This window comes from Moorella thermoacetica, assembly GCF_001267405.1.
In the GTDB taxonomy this organism is placed as follows: Bacteria; Bacillota; DSM-521; order Neomoorellales; family Neomoorellaceae; genus Neomoorella; species Neomoorella thermoacetica.
The window spans coordinates 91,901-108,318 of record NZ_CP012369.1 but is presented as its reverse complement, the minus strand read 5'-3'; the positions used below and the strand labels follow the sequence as shown (position 1 = coordinate 108,318).

The 16,418-nt window shown below is 59.1% G+C and carries 14 protein-coding genes, 2 tRNA genes and 1 pseudogene; 1 reads left to right on the top strand and 16 read right to left on the bottom strand.

Annotated features, from left to right (window positions below; genetic code table 11):
• Positions 1 to 11: 11 nt before the first annotated feature.
• The 10 genes from MOTHE_RS00575 to MOTHE_RS00530 all read right to left on the bottom strand — a co-directional run bounded on the left by MOTHE_RS00575 (position 12) and on the right by MOTHE_RS00530 (position 9,721).
• On the bottom strand, positions 12 to 1,691 hold the full coding sequence (locus MOTHE_RS00575; RefSeq protein WP_011391657.1) for a formate--tetrahydrofolate ligase: 1,680 nt from the start codon (positions 1,689 to 1,691) through the stop codon (positions 12 to 14).
• Positions 1,692 to 1,859: 168 nt separating this feature from the next.
• Positions 1,860 to 2,306, bottom strand: a complete 447-nt coding sequence (locus tag MOTHE_RS00570) for a hypothetical protein (RefSeq protein ID WP_011391656.1) — start codon at positions 2,304 to 2,306, stop codon at positions 1,860 to 1,862.
• Between the two features lie 18 nt (positions 2,307 to 2,324).
• On the bottom strand, positions 2,325 to 2,834 hold the full coding sequence (locus tag MOTHE_RS00565; RefSeq protein ID WP_011391655.1) for a transcription repressor NadR: 510 nt from the start codon (positions 2,832 to 2,834) through the stop codon (positions 2,325 to 2,327).
• Between the two features lie 103 nt (positions 2,835 to 2,937).
• Positions 2,938 to 3,357: a nucleoside-diphosphate kinase gene (ndk, locus tag MOTHE_RS00560; protein ID WP_011391654.1), complete on the bottom strand. Its 420-nt coding sequence runs from the start codon at positions 3,355 to 3,357 to the stop codon at positions 2,938 to 2,940.
• Complete coding sequence (ftsH, locus tag MOTHE_RS00555; protein ID WP_053094541.1) at positions 3,358 to 5,295, bottom strand: ATP-dependent zinc metalloprotease FtsH; 1,938 nt, start codon at positions 5,293 to 5,295, stop codon at positions 3,358 to 3,360.
• A 94-nt stretch (positions 5,296 to 5,389) separates the two neighbouring features.
• Positions 5,390 to 6,757 carry a tRNA lysidine(34) synthetase TilS gene (gene tilS / locus MOTHE_RS00550; protein WP_011391652.1) on the bottom strand — a complete coding sequence of 456 codons (1,368 nt, stop codon included), beginning with the start codon at positions 6,755 to 6,757 and terminating at the stop codon, positions 5,390 to 5,392.
• A 102-nt stretch (positions 6,758 to 6,859) separates the two neighbouring features.
• On the bottom strand, positions 6,860 to 8,875 hold the full coding sequence (locus MOTHE_RS00545; protein ID WP_162490009.1) for a SpoIIE family protein phosphatase: 2,016 nt from the start codon (positions 8,873 to 8,875) through the stop codon (positions 6,860 to 6,862).
• A gap of 188 nt (positions 8,876 to 9,063) precedes the next feature.
• Positions 9,064 to 9,138 (bottom strand) — tRNA-Glu (locus tag MOTHE_RS00540).
• A gap of 8 nt (positions 9,139 to 9,146) precedes the next feature.
• Positions 9,147 to 9,223 (bottom strand) — tRNA-Met (locus MOTHE_RS00535).
• A 66-nt stretch (positions 9,224 to 9,289) separates the two neighbouring features.
• On the bottom strand, positions 9,290 to 9,721 hold the full coding sequence (locus MOTHE_RS00530) for a DMT family transporter (protein ID WP_011391650.1): 432 nt from the start codon (positions 9,719 to 9,721) through the stop codon (positions 9,290 to 9,292).
• Positions 9,722 to 9,787: 66 nt separating this feature from the next.
• On the opposite strand from MOTHE_RS00530, the gene MOTHE_RS00525 reads away from it, so the two are divergent.
• On the top strand, positions 9,788 to 10,786 hold the full coding sequence (locus MOTHE_RS00525; RefSeq protein WP_053094538.1) for a L,D-transpeptidase family protein: 999 nt from the start codon (positions 9,788 to 9,790) through the stop codon (positions 10,784 to 10,786).
• Here the strand turns inward: MOTHE_RS00525 and lpdD are convergent.
• From lpdD to MOTHE_RS00495, 6 genes and pseudogenes are all read right to left on the bottom strand, one after another.
• Positions 10,719 to 11,141 carry a prenylated flavin chaperone LpdD gene (gene lpdD / locus MOTHE_RS00520; protein WP_011391648.1) on the bottom strand — a complete coding sequence of 141 codons (423 nt, stop codon included), beginning with the start codon at positions 11,139 to 11,141 and terminating at the stop codon, positions 10,719 to 10,721. The two genes, MOTHE_RS00525 and lpdD, sit on opposite strands and share 68 nt — an antisense overlap.
• A gap of 158 nt (positions 11,142 to 11,299) precedes the next feature.
• Positions 11,300 to 12,040 (bottom strand): annotated as a pseudogene (locus MOTHE_RS13970) (ABC transporter permease).
• A 318-nt stretch (positions 12,041 to 12,358) separates the two neighbouring features.
• Positions 12,359 to 13,099: an ABC transporter ATP-binding protein gene (locus tag MOTHE_RS00510; RefSeq protein ID WP_011391646.1), complete on the bottom strand. Its 741-nt coding sequence runs from the start codon at positions 13,097 to 13,099 to the stop codon at positions 12,359 to 12,361.
• Complete coding sequence (locus MOTHE_RS00505) at positions 13,096 to 14,082, bottom strand: ABC transporter substrate-binding protein (RefSeq protein ID WP_011391645.1); 987 nt, start codon at positions 14,080 to 14,082, stop codon at positions 13,096 to 13,098. The genes MOTHE_RS00510 and MOTHE_RS00505 overlap by 4 nt, the downstream gene beginning before the upstream one ends.
• Positions 14,083 to 14,120: 38 nt before the next feature.
• Entirely contained in the window at positions 14,121 to 14,978 is an 858-nt protein-coding gene (locus MOTHE_RS00500) for a UbiA-like polyprenyltransferase (RefSeq protein WP_011391644.1), read from the bottom strand.
• The gene (locus tag MOTHE_RS00495; RefSeq protein WP_011391643.1) at positions 14,965 to 16,401 is read right to left on the bottom strand and encodes a menaquinone biosynthesis decarboxylase; all 1,437 of its coding nucleotides are present in this window, start codon (positions 16,399 to 16,401) and stop codon (positions 14,965 to 14,967) included. The genes MOTHE_RS00500 and MOTHE_RS00495 overlap by 14 nt, the downstream gene beginning before the upstream one ends.
• Positions 16,402 to 16,418: the final 17 nt, after the last annotated feature.

The following is a 16,418-nucleotide window of genomic DNA, read 5'->3' as shown; positions in this document are numbered from 1 at the left end:
CTCCAGGCATACTAGAAAAGACCGGTAATGACGCCGTCGGCATCGATGTCGATGTTGCAGGCCGCCGGGCGTTTGGGCAGCCCGGGCATGGTCATTATGGCGCCGGTGATGGGGACGATAAAGCCTGCTCCGGCCGAGAGGCGCACCTCGCGCACGGTGATGGTAAAGTTCCGCGGCCGCCCGAGCTTGGTCATGTCATCGGAAAAGGAGTATTGGGTCTTGGCCATGACCACCGGCAGGTTGCCGTAGCCCAGGGATTCATAACGCTGGATAGCTTTGTCGGCTTCGGCCGTATAGTTGACGCCGTCGGCCCCGTAGATCTCGGTGGCGATTTTGGCAATTTTGTCTTTAATACTCAGGTCCAGGTTGTAGAGGACATGGAAGTTGGATGGCCTGCTCTCCAGGGTCTGCAACACCTTCCGGGCAAGTTCCAGACCGCCTTCGCCGCCCTTAGCCCAGACTTCCGAGAGGGCAACTTCGGCCCCAGCTTTGGCGCACAACTCGTAGAGGAGATTTAGCTCGGCCTCGGTATCGGTGGGGAAGGCATTGATGGCCACGACTGCCGGTACGCCGAACTTGCCGATATTTTCGATGTGTTTCTCCAGGTTGGCAAAGCCTTCCCGCAGGGCTTCCAGGTTTTCAGTGGCCAGGTCTGATTTGGGTACGCCGCCGTGCATCTTGAGGGCGCGGACGGTAGCCACGATGACTGTGGCATCGGGTTTAAAGCCGGCATAACGGCATTTAACGTCATAGAACTTCTCGGCACCCAGGTCGGCACCGAAACCGGCTTCCGTCACGACATAATCCGCCAGTTTCAGGGCCGTCTTGGTTGCGATAATGCTGTTGCAACCGTGGGCGATATTGGCGAAGGGACCACCGTGGATAAAGGCCGGCGTATTCTCCAGGGTTTGGACCAGGTTGGGTTTAATGGCGTCCTTCATGAGAAGAGCCATGGAACCCTGGGCCTCCAGATCGCCGGCGGTGACCGGTTTGCCGTCATAGGTGTAGCCGACAACAATGCGGCTGAAACGTTCCTTGAGATCCATGAGGTCGCTGGCCAGGCACAGGCAGGCCATAACCTCCGAGGCAACGGAGATGTCAAACCCTGTCTCCCGCGGTACGCCGTTGGCTTTGCCACCCAGGCCGATGACTATGTTCCTCAGAGCCCGGTCATTAAGGTCGATGACCCGGCGCCAGGTGATGGTACGGGGATCAATATTCAGGACGTTACCCTGCTGCAGGTGGTTATCCACCATGGCCGCCAGCAGGTTGTGGGCATAGGTGACGGCGTGGATATCGCCGGTGAAGTGCAGGTTGATATCTTCCATGGGTACTACCTGGGCATAACCACCGCCGGCGGCACCGCCTTTGATACCAAAGCTGGGTCCCAGGGAGGGCTCCCGCAGGCAGACCATCACCCTTTTCCCCAGGCGAGCCAGGGCATCGGTGAGACCGACACTGGTAGTAGTTTTCCCTTCGCCGGCCGGAGTAGGGGTAATGGCGGTTACCAGGATTAGTTTCCCGTCAGGCTTGTCTTTGAGGCGACGATAGACATCGAGGGAGATCTTGGCCTTGTACTTACCATAAAGCTCGACCTCGTCCTCTTGGATGCCCAGTCCCCGGGCCAGTTCCATGACCGGTTTCATTTTGGCTGCCTGGGCAATCTCAATATCACTGGGTACCTTGGACAATGTAATCCACTCCTCTCATTCGAAAAAGTGAACATCCGGTTGCACGTCACATATTGTGAAGTTCTACACAAAGTTCGGTTTTCCTGCTTGTGCAGTTGTAAATTGAATATTAAATTTTTTGTTTCTTTATAGTCTACCAGGTGACTATTCATTATTATATACCAGTAATCATAAAAAACAAACAACATTTTTTGCCGTGTATAAAAATGATAATAACAAATAAACAAACATTAAACGGTACTGGCATCGGCCTTTCTCGGAGGCTTCTCGCAAAGGCTCCCGGGGAGTAGCCCCGGCAATTAGAGGTAAACGATCAAGCAGGAGGGCATGCTGAACCACTGCCAGGAGGGCTTCTACCGGTGCAGGACTAAGGTTTCCCCCGGTAACCTGGACGTTATAGTTCCTGGCCCCAGCCCGGACCGTCTCGAGGACACGCACCAGGGAAAACTCCTGCCAGCCAAAAATCCGGACCACTACCGCCGCCCCCCGTTCACTTTCCTGTCCCCGGGCGACAACGTCCCGTCCACCCTTCTGGTTCAATATCCGGGCCAGGTGATGGGCCACGCGGACATCATCGGTGCTGAGGTAAAGGGTGTACTCCAGGAATCCCGGCATTTTAATCCCTCCCCTACTTCATTTAAGGAGAAAACCGGCCCGGGCCAGCCTGTCTTCTATGGTATCTAAAAGTTCCTGCCGGCTGGCTTCCACCGTATGCAGGTGCACCCCGTTACCGGTGAGGGTATACAGGGGCCGCGCATCGCTGGCCTTCAGGTCGGTGACAAATTTGCGCACCTCGTAACGAGAGGAGAGCATCAGGTAACCCCGGATCTCGCCGTAGAGGGGATGCTCAACGATTACATCTATCACCTTGCCGCCGTAATCAACCATCAGGAGAAGCTCTTGCTCCAGACCAGCCAGGTCGTGCCGGCAGGCAAAGGTACGCCTGCATAAATTCTCCCGCCCGGGGAGGAGATAACCCTGGGGGGTAGCCAGGATATTGACACCCGCGGCCCGGAGGACAGCGATGTCCTGGACGATTACCTGGCGGCTGACGCCCAGGGCAGCAGCCAGGTCGGTTCCCTTCTGGGGGAGGTTGTTATCCAGGAGTTCCAGGATTTTTTGCCGCCGTTCCTTGGTTTTCATGGCAAGACCCGCAGCCTCCGGTTGTTACTCAATCCGCAAATGAATTAGCCGTCCAACGCCATGAACGGCCCATAAGAAAAAGGCCGGTTAACCGGCCTGGGCCTCACCCCAGTTCCGCCGGGGTAAAGTAAAGGGCTATTTCGCGCTCGGCGCTGGCTGGAGAATCGGCGCCATGGATGACGTTATCGCTCGTTTCCAGGGCAAAGTCCCCGCGGATGGTACCCGGAGCTGCTTCCTGGGGGTTGGTAGCCCCCATGAGCCGGCGCAGGCCGGCAATAACCCCGGGACCTTCCAGGACCATGGCTACTACCGGCCCGGAGGTGATATGGTTAATCAGGTCCTGGTAAAAGGGTTTATCCCGGTGTTCGGCATAGTGGGCAGCAGCCATTTCAGGTGTGAGCCGCAGCATTTTTAAAGCAACAATCCGGTAGCCCTTTTGTTCCAGGCGGGCCAGGATGGCTCCTACCAGGCCCCGCCGGACTCCTTCCGGTTTAATCATACTGAAGGTGCGTTCTACAGCCAACTACCATACCCCTTTCAGGCCCTGCAGGAAGGTTAACTTAATAAGAGTATTCCCGGGGGTATCTTTTCCCGTATCCTGGCCGCCGGCAGCTGCCGGTTTCCCGGCGTCGGAAGAATTCTCAGGAACCCCGTGTTCCCGGTCATAAGCCTCGATAATAGCCGTAAACTCCTCGGCTTCCAGGGTTTCTTTTTCCATCAACGCCCTGGCCACCAGGTGCAATTCCGCCAGGTGCTTCTGGAGCATTTCCTTTGCCCGGTTATAACACTCATCGATGATGTGCCGGGCTTCTTTGTCGATGGAAAAGGCTACAGCCTCGCTATAATTGCGATCCCGGGCGATATCCCGGCCCAGGAAGACGGTTTCCTGCCTGCGTCCGAAGGTCAAAGGGCCCAGTTCCTCCGACATGCCGAACTCGGTGATCATCTTACGAACCAGCTCGGTGGCCCGTTCCAGGTCGTTCTGGGCACCGGTACTGATCTCTTTAAGAACCAGGGCCTCGGCAACCCGCCCACCCAGGAGCATGGTGACCTGGTCGATAATCTGGGATTTGGTCATATAGCGACGGTCTTCCTTGGGCAAAAGCAGGGTATAACCGCCGGCCCTGCCCCGGGGAATAATGGATACTTTGTGGAGGGGATCCGTATGGGGTAAATAATGCCCCAGCAGGGCATGGCCCGCTTCGTGGAAGGCCACCAGCCTTTTCTCGTAGTCGCTGATGACCCGGGACTTTTTCTCAGGCCCGGCGATGACCCGTTCGATAGAGTCCTCCATTTCTTCCATACTGATTTTATGTTTACCGCGCCTGGCTGCCAGGAGGGCCGCCTCATTGACCAGGTTGGCCAGGTCGGCACCGGTGAAGCCAGGGGTACGGCGGGCAAGGACGTCCAGGTCAACGGTTTCATCAAGGGGTTTCCCCCGGACATGCACCTTTAAAATATCCTTCCTGCCGTTGACATCAGGTATATCAACTACAATCTGGCGGTCAAAACGGCCCGGGCGTAGCAGGGCCGGGTCCAGGATATCCGGCCGGTTGGTGGCGGCAATAATGATAATGCCTTCATTGGCATTAAAACCGTCCATCTCTACCAGCAGCTGGTTCAGGGTCTGCTCGCGCTCATCGTGGCCGCCGCCCAGGCCGGCACCTCGCTGGCGGCCGACGGCATCAATCTCGTCAATAAAAACGATACAGGGCGAATTTTTCTTGGCCTGTTCAAAAAGATCCCGCACCCGGGAAGCGCCCACACCGACGAACATTTCTACAAAGTCAGAGCCGCTGATACTAAAAAAGGGTACCCCTGCTTCTCCGGCCACAGCCCTGGCCAGCAAGGTTTTGCCTGTACCTGGCGGGCCGAAAAGGAGAACCCCTTTGGGTATCCTGGCCCCCAGCTCATTAAATTTGCGCGGGTTCTTCAGAAACTCGACGACTTCCTCCAGTTCTTCCTTGACCTCATCGGCCCCGGCAACATCTTCAAACGTGACTTTCCGCTTATCATCGGTATGCAACCTGGCCCGGCTCTTGCCGAATTGCATGACCCGCGAACCCCCACCCTGGGTCTGCTGCATCATAAAGAAGACCAGCCCCACCAGCAGGAGGATAGGTAAAAGGCTGCCCAGCAGGCTGGTCCACCAGGGCGGCTGGGGTGACGGCTGGGTTTTGATCCTGACGCCTTTGCTGATTAACCTGTCCGTCAGCGGGGTTGAAGACAGGGCATTAACGATAAACTTGGTGTTGTCCTTTAAGACCCCGTCAACTTTAATAATGTTGTCCTGAGGTGTCAAGGTTACTTCCCGAACCTGGTCCTGATCGACGGCCTGATAGAAACGGGTGAGATCCCATTCCTGCGCTGGTTTCTCCGGCGGTGTGGAAAGCCCGATAACGGAAACCGCCAGTAATACTATTAAAAGATAGATAGCCAGGTTCTTAAAAATTCGGTTCAAAGGGTTACCCTCCTCTTGCCCCGCCCCTTCATCTTATAGGTATATATTGTAGCACAGGGAAAATATGATTGCAATTTACCCTTTATGAACATTTTTACGGCCATGGCTCCAATTTCAGATGCAGGGTCTCCCGGGTTGCGGGTGTGACTTTGAAGTCTTCGGCCAGGCCAAGTCCTGCAACCCAGGCAATGCGGCCTTCACTGATAACCAGGGGTATCAGGGGGCGTCGGGCAGCCGGGAGGTGCCTGTCGATAAAATAGTCCTGTAGCTTTTTCGTCCCCTTCATTCCCAGGGGCCGGAAACAATCCCCTGGCAGCCAGTTACGTACCAGGAGGGGTTGTTTTAATTTGGCGCGGTCCAGCCAGGCCTCATCCTCCCTCCCGGGTTTAAAGGCCCGAGGTGGTGGAGCGATCTCCGCCCTGATGGCCTTGCCTACCTCCGGCAGGGGGGTCAGGCCGGGAACTTGCAGTTGATAAGAGAAGGAGACTTTACCAGCTGACTTGCCGGGTAACTGGAGGTGCAGCTCTGCACCCCGGGCCCGGATACTTAACCGGCCCGGCCAGGTCAGGGTGCCCCCTTCCCGGGCCACTGCCCGGGCCTTTTCCACCTGGTTAAAACTTACGCGCCGGCCCAGGGTAGCTGCCGCCAGCCTCAGAACCCGGCGCTGGAGGGCCGGGGCCAGGTCCTGCCACCCCTGGCGGTCCAGGACCAGGGTTTCCCCTTCTCGCCTTTTAATAATTCCTTCCAGGGCTCTGTGGGCCAGATCCGCCAGGAGGGCTTCGTCTTCCTGGAGGATCAGGGCCGTCCGCCCCAGGGTGGCAACTATGGCCGGGTTATACTCCCGGGCCAGGAGGGGGAGTAGCTGGTGCCGGATTTTATTGCGCCGGTAGGCCGGGTCCTCGTTGGTAAAATCCCGGCGCGGATGGAGGCCGTTATCCCGGCAGTAGGCCTCAATCTCGGCCCGGGTAACAAAAAGCAAAGGCCTGATAAGCCGCCCTCGTCGGGGCAACATGGCTTTTAGCCCGGTTAAGCCGCTGCCGCGCAGGAGGTTCAGGAGGACGGTTTCCGCCTGGTCTTCCGCCTGGTGGCCGACGGCTATCCTGGTCGCCCCGACTGCTGCCGCCACTTCCTGGAAGAAATTATAGCGTACCTCCCTGGCGGCGGCCTCGATGGATAGGTGGTGTTCCTGCCGGTAGGCTAAGACGTCGCGTTGGGCGACGGTAACCGGCAGGCCCCAGCCTGTGGCCAAATCGCGAACATACTCAGCATCAGCCGCTGCTTCCGGCCGCAGCCCGTGGTTTAGATGGGCTACCTGGAGGGTATAGCCATACTCTTCCTGCAGGGTCATGAGGCTGTGCAATAAAGCCAGGGAATCCGGCCCCCCGGACACCCCGACAACTACTTTGTCCCCCGGTACTAGCAGATGGTAGTCCTGAATTGTCTGCCGGACCCTGTCCAGCACCTGGCCCATTCCTCCGTAGTTTTGGCTCCTGAGTTCCTTATTTCGTCGTTAAGAGCCTTTTTCCTGCTTTCTTTTGGGGAGTTTTTCCTGAATTAAATGCCTTTATGCGCTGGCGGCCTTCTCCACCCTGGCAACTACCACCGTCATGTCATCGGGAGGATTGCCGCCGGCCAGGGCCCGGGCCTGTTTCAACAGACGATCGGCAATCTCCTGGGGCCGGGCATCCCCGGCTCGCTGCAGGGCTTTACTCACCCACTTTTCCTTTTCATTTAAATCGCGGTGGGCCTCCAGGACGCCGTCGCTGACCATTACCAGCAGGTCTCCTTCCTGCAGTTCTTCCTTGAGGGCTTCTACCTGGAGGTCTTCAAGGATACCTACCGGCAGGGAGTGGCTCCGCAAGATCTTGACGCCATCCTTCCCCTGGATAAAGCTGGGACAGGCCCCCAGCTTATAGAATTCAGTCTGGCCATTGTGGCAATTGACCATGGCCAGGTCAATGGTGGTAAAGTTCTCGCGGGTCGTTCTTAGCAGTAGCACCATGTTGACTGTCCGCAGGGCGAGCTCGGGGCTAAATCCGGCGGCCAGTAAATCCTGGAGCAACTCCAGGGCTGTGCCGCTGGCGTCTGCCGCTTCCCGCCCGGCGCCCATACCGTCGCCCAGAATTAACAGTTGCCTGCCTGGTTCCAGGGTAGCTGCGACGAAGGCGTCGCCAGTGACCTCCGCCCGGTGGCGCGGGGTAGCAGCCATACCAACGCTGATCTTCAAGGCCGGTTGACCGGTGCCGCTGCCCGCTGAATTTTCTTTTTTGATCCCCCTGTTTTCGACCATGACCGCCAGGTTATCAAAAATACTGGCCAGCCAGTTGGTCAGGCCATCCTCCAAGGGCTGGGGTTGCCCCTTGCCGGCCCTGGTGGTCAGGGCGGCCAGGAGTTCACGGCCGCGATTGCAACGCGAAGCCAGCCATTCGGGGAGGGCGGCCAAGGTCAGGGGGCCCTGGCTGCCCCGGTGCAATAGCTCCTGTAAAGTATTGAGCATCTGTTCCCCTTCAAGCTCCCAGCAAACCTTACCTGCCGGGCACCCGCGGCAGGCAGCCCTGGCCACCTGACGAACGGTCTCCAGGGGACTTTCGTTGAAACCATGGAATTTGAGGTTTTGAGCCAGGCTTTTCAGGGCAACTTTGAGGTTGTCCCGGGGGCTGGTATCTGCCGGCGCCTGCTGGGCGGCCACCGGTACCGCCAGGAATTCCCGAAAGTAATAAACCAGGAGGGGCGGTGTAGCCACCAGGAACAGGACAGCCAGGCCGCTTTCCCTCAGGGCGGCCTGGACACCGTCACTGCCTAGGAAGTAGTTGGCCAGTACCAGGTGGGCCAGCAAAAAGCCGCTAATCACTCCTGGTTTGCCCAGGTTCTTTAAAGAACCGGCCACCAGGCCGGTGAAGGCCATTAACCCCGCCAGGGAGGGTGTAATCAGGGTTGAAAGGCTGGGTAGGAAACCTACAGCCGCCCCGGCGGCAGCTCCTGTTCCTGCCCCCCCGGCCAGGGCTGCCAGGAGCAGGATATAACGGCTGATGATCCCCTGGATGGAAAGGCCGGATACCTGCCACCCCTGTAAACCCAGGAGGAGCCCCAGGAGGAAGAGCCCCCCGCCCAGCAGACGCTCCTCCTGGCGCCTGGCCGTGGCGGTTTCCAGCAACCCCAGGCTCAGTCCCCAGGCCAGAAGAGCTTCAAAGATCACCTGCACCCAGCCATAAAAGGAGGGTTGCCAGAGGGTCAGGCCCAGGCCCCTTACGAGGGTAATGGCTACCGGTGCCAGGGTAGCCCGGGTAAGGGGACCGCGCTGGTTGAGGGAAGGATAAAGGGTGCAGGCCAGGCCCAGGAACAGGAAAATCAGCAGGCGGCTGTATACCTGGGGCAGGCCGGCCAGCCAGGCGCTGACGGCTGCTACCACTACCGCCGGCCAGAGGAGGCGCCGCCTGGCACCGACAGCAATTATTACCGCCGGACCGAAGGGAAAGAGTTCCTCCAGAAGGGCCGCCCGAACAAGGAAAAATACTGCCCCCAGAAGCAAAACATCGAGAAAAAACTCGCTCCCTGCCAAAACCCCGGTTTGCTGTCGCATAGAGTGGGCACGGGTTTGACCGGACATGAAAACCACCGCCTTTACCATTACCTGGCAATATTATAAGCCATATTTTGCTAAAAATATTGTCAGCTCAAGGGAATGGTAAAGGACAATTTTTCGACAAAGAAACAGGGTCACCCCCCTACCGGAAAATAAAAAACCACCCTGCTGTCAGGGTGGTTGAGTGGTGACCCGTGGGGGAATCGAACCCCCGTTACGAGCGTGAAAGGCTCGTGTCTTAACCTCTTGACCAACGGGCCATGGGACATGGTAGCGGTGGTAGGATTCGAACCTACGACACTGCGGGTATGAACCGCATGCTCTAACCAACTGAGCTACACCGCCACGCATATGTTATTATGCCTGAATCGCGCCCGGTTGTCAAGGGTAAAATCAACCCCTCTGGTTGTCCTAATTTAACATCAGGCGGGCGCCGGTGGCCAGAAGGATCAGGCCGGCAGCCTTCCACCAGGTAAAGGGGATTTTATCCAGGCCAAAGAGACCGAGGTGGTCTATGATGAGAGCCGTCGTCACCTGGCCCACGATGATGGCTGTAGTAGCCAGGGCCACACCCACCCTGGGAATGCTGGCCACCACCCCATAGGTAATAACTACGCCAATCAGGCCACCCAGCCAGAGATACCAGGGGCACTGCCAGATCCGGCCCAGGTGGCCGTCGCTCAAAGGGAAGAAAAGGAGGACTCCCACTGCCAGGGTGGCAGTAAGGTGGACGACCAGGGTAGCCTGGAGCAGGCCGGTGATTTTGGCCAGGGCAGAATTCAAAGAACCCTGGAAGGCCATGGCAATACCGGATACCAGGGCGATTAAGAGGGCCAACCACATGGATGCATCCCTGCCAGCAAAATTTCTTTCCCCCTTAATGTTCCCGCCGACCGGGGGTATCTAAACATGAATATCCCCCTCCCGGCGCATACTATTCTGGAGGTATTTTACTGGGAGGAAAGGACTATGGTTCACGGGTACTGTCGCATCCTGGTTTTCCTGGCCTTTTTTTGCCTCTTTATGAACCCTGCCCTAGCCCATGGGCCCTGCCCCTGTAACGATACTGATTCCCGGGTCCTGGAGTTAACCGAGCCCCCCCTTACGGGCCTGGACGTCAGTGATCTCCAGCTGCGCCTGGCCCAGATGGGTTATTACTTCGGTCCCCTGAACGGTATTTATAATAAAACCACCCAGCGGGCCGTAATTAACTTTCAACGGGAACACCATTTAACCCCCCTGGGCCGGGTCGGGCCGGCTACCTGGAAGGAACTAGCCCGGGGTATCGCAGTCGCCCACCAGGCCCCGGCCGGCCCACCTCCCGGGAAAAACTTGAAGATTGTCATCGATACCGAACGCCTGGTACTGACAATTCTGGTGGATGGCCGGGTCTTTCAAAAATACCCCGTGGCAATAGGCAAATACACCAGCCCCTCGCCCGTCGGCGAGTGGAAAATCGTCGACAAGGCTTATGAGTCCGGGGGTGCCTTTGGCACCCGTTGGATGGGCCTCAATGTCCCCTGGGGCAACTACGGCATCCACGGCACCAACCGGCCCTGGTCCATCGGCTGGGCGGCCTCGGCGGGCTGTTTCCGCATGTTCAACGAGGATATCGAGACCATCTACCCCTGGATCCCGGTGGGAACCCCGGTAGTAGTTAAAGGGCCCTATATCATGCCCACCGGTCCCCTGAAACCCGGCCAGGGCTCCCCGGAGGTCATCACCCTGCAGGCCCGCCTACGGGAAAAGGGTTTTTACCTTTTCGGGCCCACTGATGGCGACTACGGCCTGATGACCGAGCTGGCCGTCAAGGAGTTCCAGCTCTACCACGGGCTCACGGCTACCGGGGTGGCTGATGCCCGGACCCTGAGGGCCCTGGGGTTCGACGTACCCCTTTCAGATACTTAAGGACCCCTGCCACAGCCCGGCGGGCATTCTCCTGGAGCTGTACCAGTTCCCCCGGCGTGGCCCCGTCCAGGTGAATGCCCGCGACGACTACCACCGGGGCCTGACAGGCTGCCGCCAGGGTGGTAGCAGCCGGCCGGGCCACCTCGTCATCCTTATGGCCCGTCAGGGTCAATACCGATGTAGTGGCGCTCGCACCCTCTCCCCGCAGACTCGGGCGCGGTATCCCCAGGGCCACTGCCCCCACATGGGGTTTTTCGCCCCCCAGCAGGTGGGCGATAAGGCCCTCGCCGGTGACAAAGACCCGGCAAGATACCCGGTAGCGTCCCCTGCCGGCTATGCAGTTTATACCCCGCATCACCTATCACCCCTTTCTTGTTAGGTTTATCCTTTCACCAGGCGCTTCGCGCCCAGACCAAGCTGCTTACTTCAGTAAATATCCGCCCGGAGAGTTTTCTTGCCCACGCCAGTATAGCCTCGTGCAACCACAGGAGGCTGCCAGAATCGTACCGGCTGCTACCGTTCCCACGGGCAGAGGAGGTATTCAAATAGATGCAGCAGGATATATAATACCAGGCCCATACCGGCCATGGTCAGGATGCCGGCGAACATGGCCCCGTAGTCGGCCCGGAAAAGGCCGTCCAGGATGAAGTACCCCAGGCCGCTATTACCGGCTATGGTCTCGCTCAAAAAAAGGACGGAAATGGCGCTGCCCAGGGAAACGCGGCTGGCCGTAATAATATCCGGCAGGCAGGCCGGCAGGATTACCTAGCGGAACAGGCTGGCTTTGCCGGCTCCCAGGGAGGCGACGGAGAGCAACAGCTGGTCCGGGATCTTACGGGCCGCATCCCGGGTGGTTATCAGGATCTGGTTGAAGATTACCAGGAAAATAATGAGCATCTTGGCCCCGTCCCCGATGCCCAAAAGGACCATGGCCACCGGCAGTAAAGCCACCTTGGGAACAGGGTAGAGGAGGTAAACCATGGGGGCCAGAAAGGAGTCAACAGCCCGGTTACGGCCGGCCCAGAGACCCAGGGGCACCGCCAGGAGCAGGGCCAGGGCCAGGCTGACCACCACCCGATAAACACTGAAATAAAGATGCCGGGCGAGTTCAGGCCAGAAACGGGCCAGCCCCTGCAAGGCCAGCCGGGGCTCCGGCAAACCGGGGTTGTTGATTCCCCGGGCCAGCAGCCACCAGCAGCCAAACAAAAAGAGAATGGATCCCAGGTAGGCGACTATTTTGTGTTTAAAAGGCATATCCACAAAAGCCCTCCTCATGGGGGCTAATGTCTCCGCCAGCGAACAATGAAAATGTAGGTTGAGGCAAGGGCTGGCGGGTACAGGCGGAGGGCGACTCGGTTCGAGACGCAAGCTTTGCGCCAGGCCGCGGCGCGGCGGTGGTGAACGGGATAGGGATGGTAACGTGGTTTCAGAAACGAGAAGTATCACGCCCCAAGCCACCACCGCCGCTTAAGCAACTGAGCGCCAAGTTTGTTCGCTTAAGCACCCGGAGCCCGGAGCTGCACCCGCCGGCTCCGAAACTGAATGGCATCTGCATCCCTTTTTACCAGAAGCCTATTTTTGGAGAAGCTGGCGCACCCGGGAGCAGTTACGGTGGAAGGTTTCGGAAAAGCGGTAGTCCGGGGTTCCTGCTTCCGGGTTCTCCAGGACGGCCTTGAGGCGCCCCGGGGCGGCCGTCAGGACTACAATCTGCTGCCCCAGGAAGACGGCCTCTTCGATGTTATGGGTAACCAGGACCGTCGTTAGACATCGCTGCCGGCGTATATCCACCAGGGTCTGCTGCAGGCCCTCCCGGGTCAGGGCGTCGAGGGCCGAAAAGGGTTCGTCCATCAGAAGGGTATCAGGTTCCAGGGAGAGGGCCCGGGCGATGGCTACTCGCTGCTTCTGGCCGCCGCTCAACTGGGCCGGGTAGCGCTTCTCCAGGCCGGACAGGCCTAGGGCAGCCAGAAGGGGTTCAAGGATCTCTTGCTGTCGCTGCCGGGAGCAGCCCCGCAGGGCCAGGCCCAGGGCGGCGTTTTTCCAGACTGTTTTCCAGGGCAGGAGGCCGTAATCCTGGAGGATAATGGCCGTCTGCCGGCGCGGCCGGGTCACCCTGGCGCCGTTAATCCGGATCTCCCCCCGGGTGGGTTTTAATAACCCGGCCAGCAGGTACAACAGGGTTGTTTTGCCGCAGCCCGAGGGCCCTATCAGAACGCAGGCCTGCCCGGCAGGTATGGTGAGGTTAATATCCTCCAGGGCCGATACCCTCGCGCCGTTGTTTATATAAGTATAGGAAACGCCGGTAACCCGGATCACCGGTTGTTCCCACCGGGGTTAACCAAATCCGGGTCAACCAGCTCTTCGTATTTATAGGGTGCGGCCAGGAGTTTTTTGGCCACCATCCAGTCCATCACCGCCGCGACCTCCTCCTGCCGGGGCAGTTGCGGCGGGGAGTATTGGGGCGCCAGGTAGGTGTCCCGGAGTTCCGCCGGTATCCTGGCCTTTTCAATAAATAGCTCCCGGTAGGCGGAGGGGTTCCGGGCAATCAAGCTCGCGGCCCCGGCATATACCTGGAGTAGCTTCTTAATAGCCGGTGTCTTATGTTTGATGGCTTCCTCCCGGAAGATAAGTACCACCTGGGAGAGATTGCGGTTAATTTTCGTATCGTCCAGGATCACCCTGGCCCCTTTCCTGGCGGCCAGGGAAGCAAAGGGATCAGGCAGCAGGGCGGCGTCCAACTTACCACCCAGCAAGAGCTGGAGCCGTTCCGGGATCTGGGGTACGGCGACTTTCTGGACGGAGCCGGGGTCTACCCCTCCTTCCCGCAGGAGGCCGTCAGCGACATACTCGATGATGGTGTTTTCCGAGATGCCGACGGTCCGGCCTTTGAGCTGGCCGGGGGAGCTGATATCGGCCCCGGGCCGGGCCAGGAGGGCGAAGCGTCCCTCGGCCGGGGTGGCCCCCATGGTCAGGGAGACGATCTTCACCGGCGTTCCGCCTTTACGTAGCAGGGCCGTAGCGACAATATCGGCCACCTCGCCGTCGATACTCCCGGACTGCAGGGCCAGATCGCGATCCCGGGCACTATTAAAGGGTACCAGTTCAACCTTCAAGCCGGCTTTGGTAAAGAGGCCTTCCTTCTCGGCGACAAAAAAGGGGAAGTTATCCTCCACCGGGATTAACCCCAGCTTCAGGCTCTCTTCCTGGCTGCTCCCGCTGCTAGCCGGGCTGCCGCAGCCAGATACGACAGGGACCAGGAAGAGTAGGAGTAAAAGAAGGGCCAGTCCCCTGATTTTCATATTCAACACCTCCGGATAGGGTCAGCAATCCCCGGCTGTTATTCAAGGGTTAAGGCCAGCAGGGTAAAGACAAACATCAGCACGCTCAAATAACCATTCATATTTAAGAAGGCCAGGTTCAAGCGCGACAGGTCTTCCGGCGATACCAGGCGATGTTCATAGGTCAGGATTACTGCGGCCAGCAAGACGCCCAGGAAGTACAGCCAGCCCAGGTGTAAAAGGTAGCCCACGCCGGCCAGCATGACGATGGAAAAGGCGTGCAGGTAGCGGGCGATAACCAGGGCCCGTTCTTTACCGAAACGGGCCGGGATGGAATGAATACCGTAGCGGCGGTCAAAATCATAATCCTGGCAGGCATAGATGATATCAAAACCCGCCACCCAGGTCCCCATCCCCAGGCCCAGGATGACGGCCGGCAGGTCAATGGCCGCCCGGATGGCCACCCAGGCCCCCACAGGCGCCAGGGCATCGGCCAGACCCAGGGCGAAATGGCAGGCCCAGGTCCAGCGCTTGGTATAGGAGTAGATGACCAGGACCAGGACGGCTATGGGCATCAGCTCCACACAGAGCCAGTTCAAGCGGGTGGCGGCAAAAAAAAGCAGGCCGAAAGACAGGATGGTATAGAGCCAGACTTCGGTTACGGATATAAGTCCCCGGGGCAGGGCGCGGTCGGCGGTGCGGGGATTGAGGGCGTCAATATGGCGGTCTATCAGCCGGTTCAAGGACATGGCCGCCGTGCGCGCCCCGAACATGGCCAGGGTTATCCATCCAAGCTGGGCCGCCGTCGGGCGGCCGCCAGCAGCAATAAAGGCCCCCAGGTAGGCAAAGGGGAGGGCGAAAATGGTATGTTCAAATTTAATCATGGCCAAAAAAATCCTGATTTTACGCCAGACCATACTCCTGCCACCTCCTGTCGATGAGTTCCAGGACCTCCCGGGCAGCCCGGGCCTCCTCCGGCCAGGGACGCGAGGCTCCTTCTTCCGGCAGTTTCCGGGTGGCATCCAGTCCCATCTTGCTACCGAAACCCCTGCGGGGAGCGGCGTGATCCAGGATATCCACCGGCCCGTCGACTATAACGGCATCCCGGCGGGGGTCGATATTACCCAGGACGCGCCAGGCGACCTCTTGAAGATCATGGACGTTGACATCGGCATCGACTACGATGATGAGCTTGGTAAACATCATCTGCCCCATCCCCCAGAGGGCATGCATGACCTTGCGCGCCTGGCCGGGGTAAGCTTTACGGATGGCGACAATGACGCAGTTATGGAAAACCCCTGCGGGGGGGAAGTTGATGTCCACCACCTCCGGGAGCTGGAGCTGGATCAAAGGCAGGAAGAGGCGTTCCGTTACTTTCCCCAGGTAGGCGTCCTCCATGGGCGGCGGTCCCACCACCGTAGCCGGGTAAACCGCCCGGCGGCGCCGGGTCAGGCAGGTCAGGTGAAAAACGGGATAATTGTCAGCCGGGGAGTAATAACCCGTATGGTCGCCGAAGGGGCCCTCTAGGCGGGTTTCCCCAGGGTCGACATAACCCTCGAGGATAATCTCCGCCCGGGCCGGGACATCGATATTCACCGTCAGGGCCGGTACCATCTCCACCGGTTCCCGGCGTAAAAACCCGGCCAGGAGCATCTCGTCCAGGCCCGGAGGCAGGGGGGCAGTGGCGGCGTAGATCACCGCCGGGTCAGCTCCCAGGGCGACAGCTACTTCCAGGCGGTCCCCGCTGCGGCGCAGGTGCTCGGCCCCGTCCTTGTGGATATGCCAGTGCATGCCGGTGGTGACCGCGTCAAACACCTGCATTCGGTACATGCCTACATTCCGGCGGCCGGTCAGGGGGTCATGGGTAAAGACCAGGGGCAGGGTAAGGAAACGGCCGCCGTCTCCCGGCCAGAGTTGCAGTACCGGCAGTTCCTCCAAAGATGGCGGTTCTACCCTGACCTCCTGGCAGGGAGCCTCCTTTACCCGGCGGGGGAGGTAACGGCCCAGTTCTGCCAGGCGGGGCAGAAAGCGCAGCTTATCCAGCCAGCCACCCGAATCGGCCGGCAGTTCCAGGAGGGCCCGGAGGCGCCGGGCCGGTTCCTCCAGGTCGGTCACTTCCAGGGCCGCCTTTACCAAGTCTATACTGCCGAAGAGGTTGGTGGCCACGGGCAGGGTCGAACCCTTTACCCGCTCGAAGAGCAGGGCCGGGCCGCCCCGTTTGACCACCCGGTCGCTGATGGCCGCAATCTCAAAGATGGGGTCGACCTCTACCTTAACGCGATGCAACAGTTTGTGGGCTTCTAGATAGGCCAGGTAGGCCTGCAAATCCTGGTGAGCCAAATTCCTTCTCCTTTCCC

What these genes read in the sequence shown, in the direction of transcription:
- MOTHE_RS00570 (WP_011391656.1), bottom strand. Translation starts at nt 2,306, where the DNA reads ATGCCGGGATTCCTGGAGTACACCCTTTACCTCAGCACCGATGATGTC.
- MOTHE_RS00565 (WP_011391655.1), bottom strand. Translation starts at nt 2,834, where the DNA reads ATGAAAACCAAGGAACGGCGGCAAAAAATCCTGGAACTCCTGGATAAC.
- MOTHE_RS00545 (WP_162490009.1), bottom strand. Translation starts at nt 8,875, where the DNA reads ATGCGACAGCAAACCGGGGTTTTGGCAGGGAGCGAGTTTTTTCTCGAT.
- MOTHE_RS00530 (WP_011391650.1), bottom strand. Translation starts at nt 9,721, where the DNA reads ATGTGGTTGGCCCTCTTAATCGCCCTGGTATCCGGTATTGCCATGGCC.
- MOTHE_RS00525 (WP_053094538.1), top strand. Translation starts at nt 9,788, where the DNA reads ATGAATATCCCCCTCCCGGCGCATACTATTCTGGAGGTATTTTACTGG.
- lpdD (WP_011391648.1), bottom strand. Translation starts at nt 11,141, where the DNA reads ATGCGGGGTATAAACTGCATAGCCGGCAGGGGACGCTACCGGGTATCT.
- MOTHE_RS00505 (WP_011391645.1), bottom strand. Translation starts at nt 14,082, where the DNA reads ATGAAAATCAGGGGACTGGCCCTTCTTTTACTCCTACTCTTCCTGGTC.
- MOTHE_RS00500 (WP_011391644.1), bottom strand. Translation starts at nt 14,978, where the DNA reads ATGGTCTGGCGTAAAATCAGGATTTTTTTGGCCATGATTAAATTTGAA.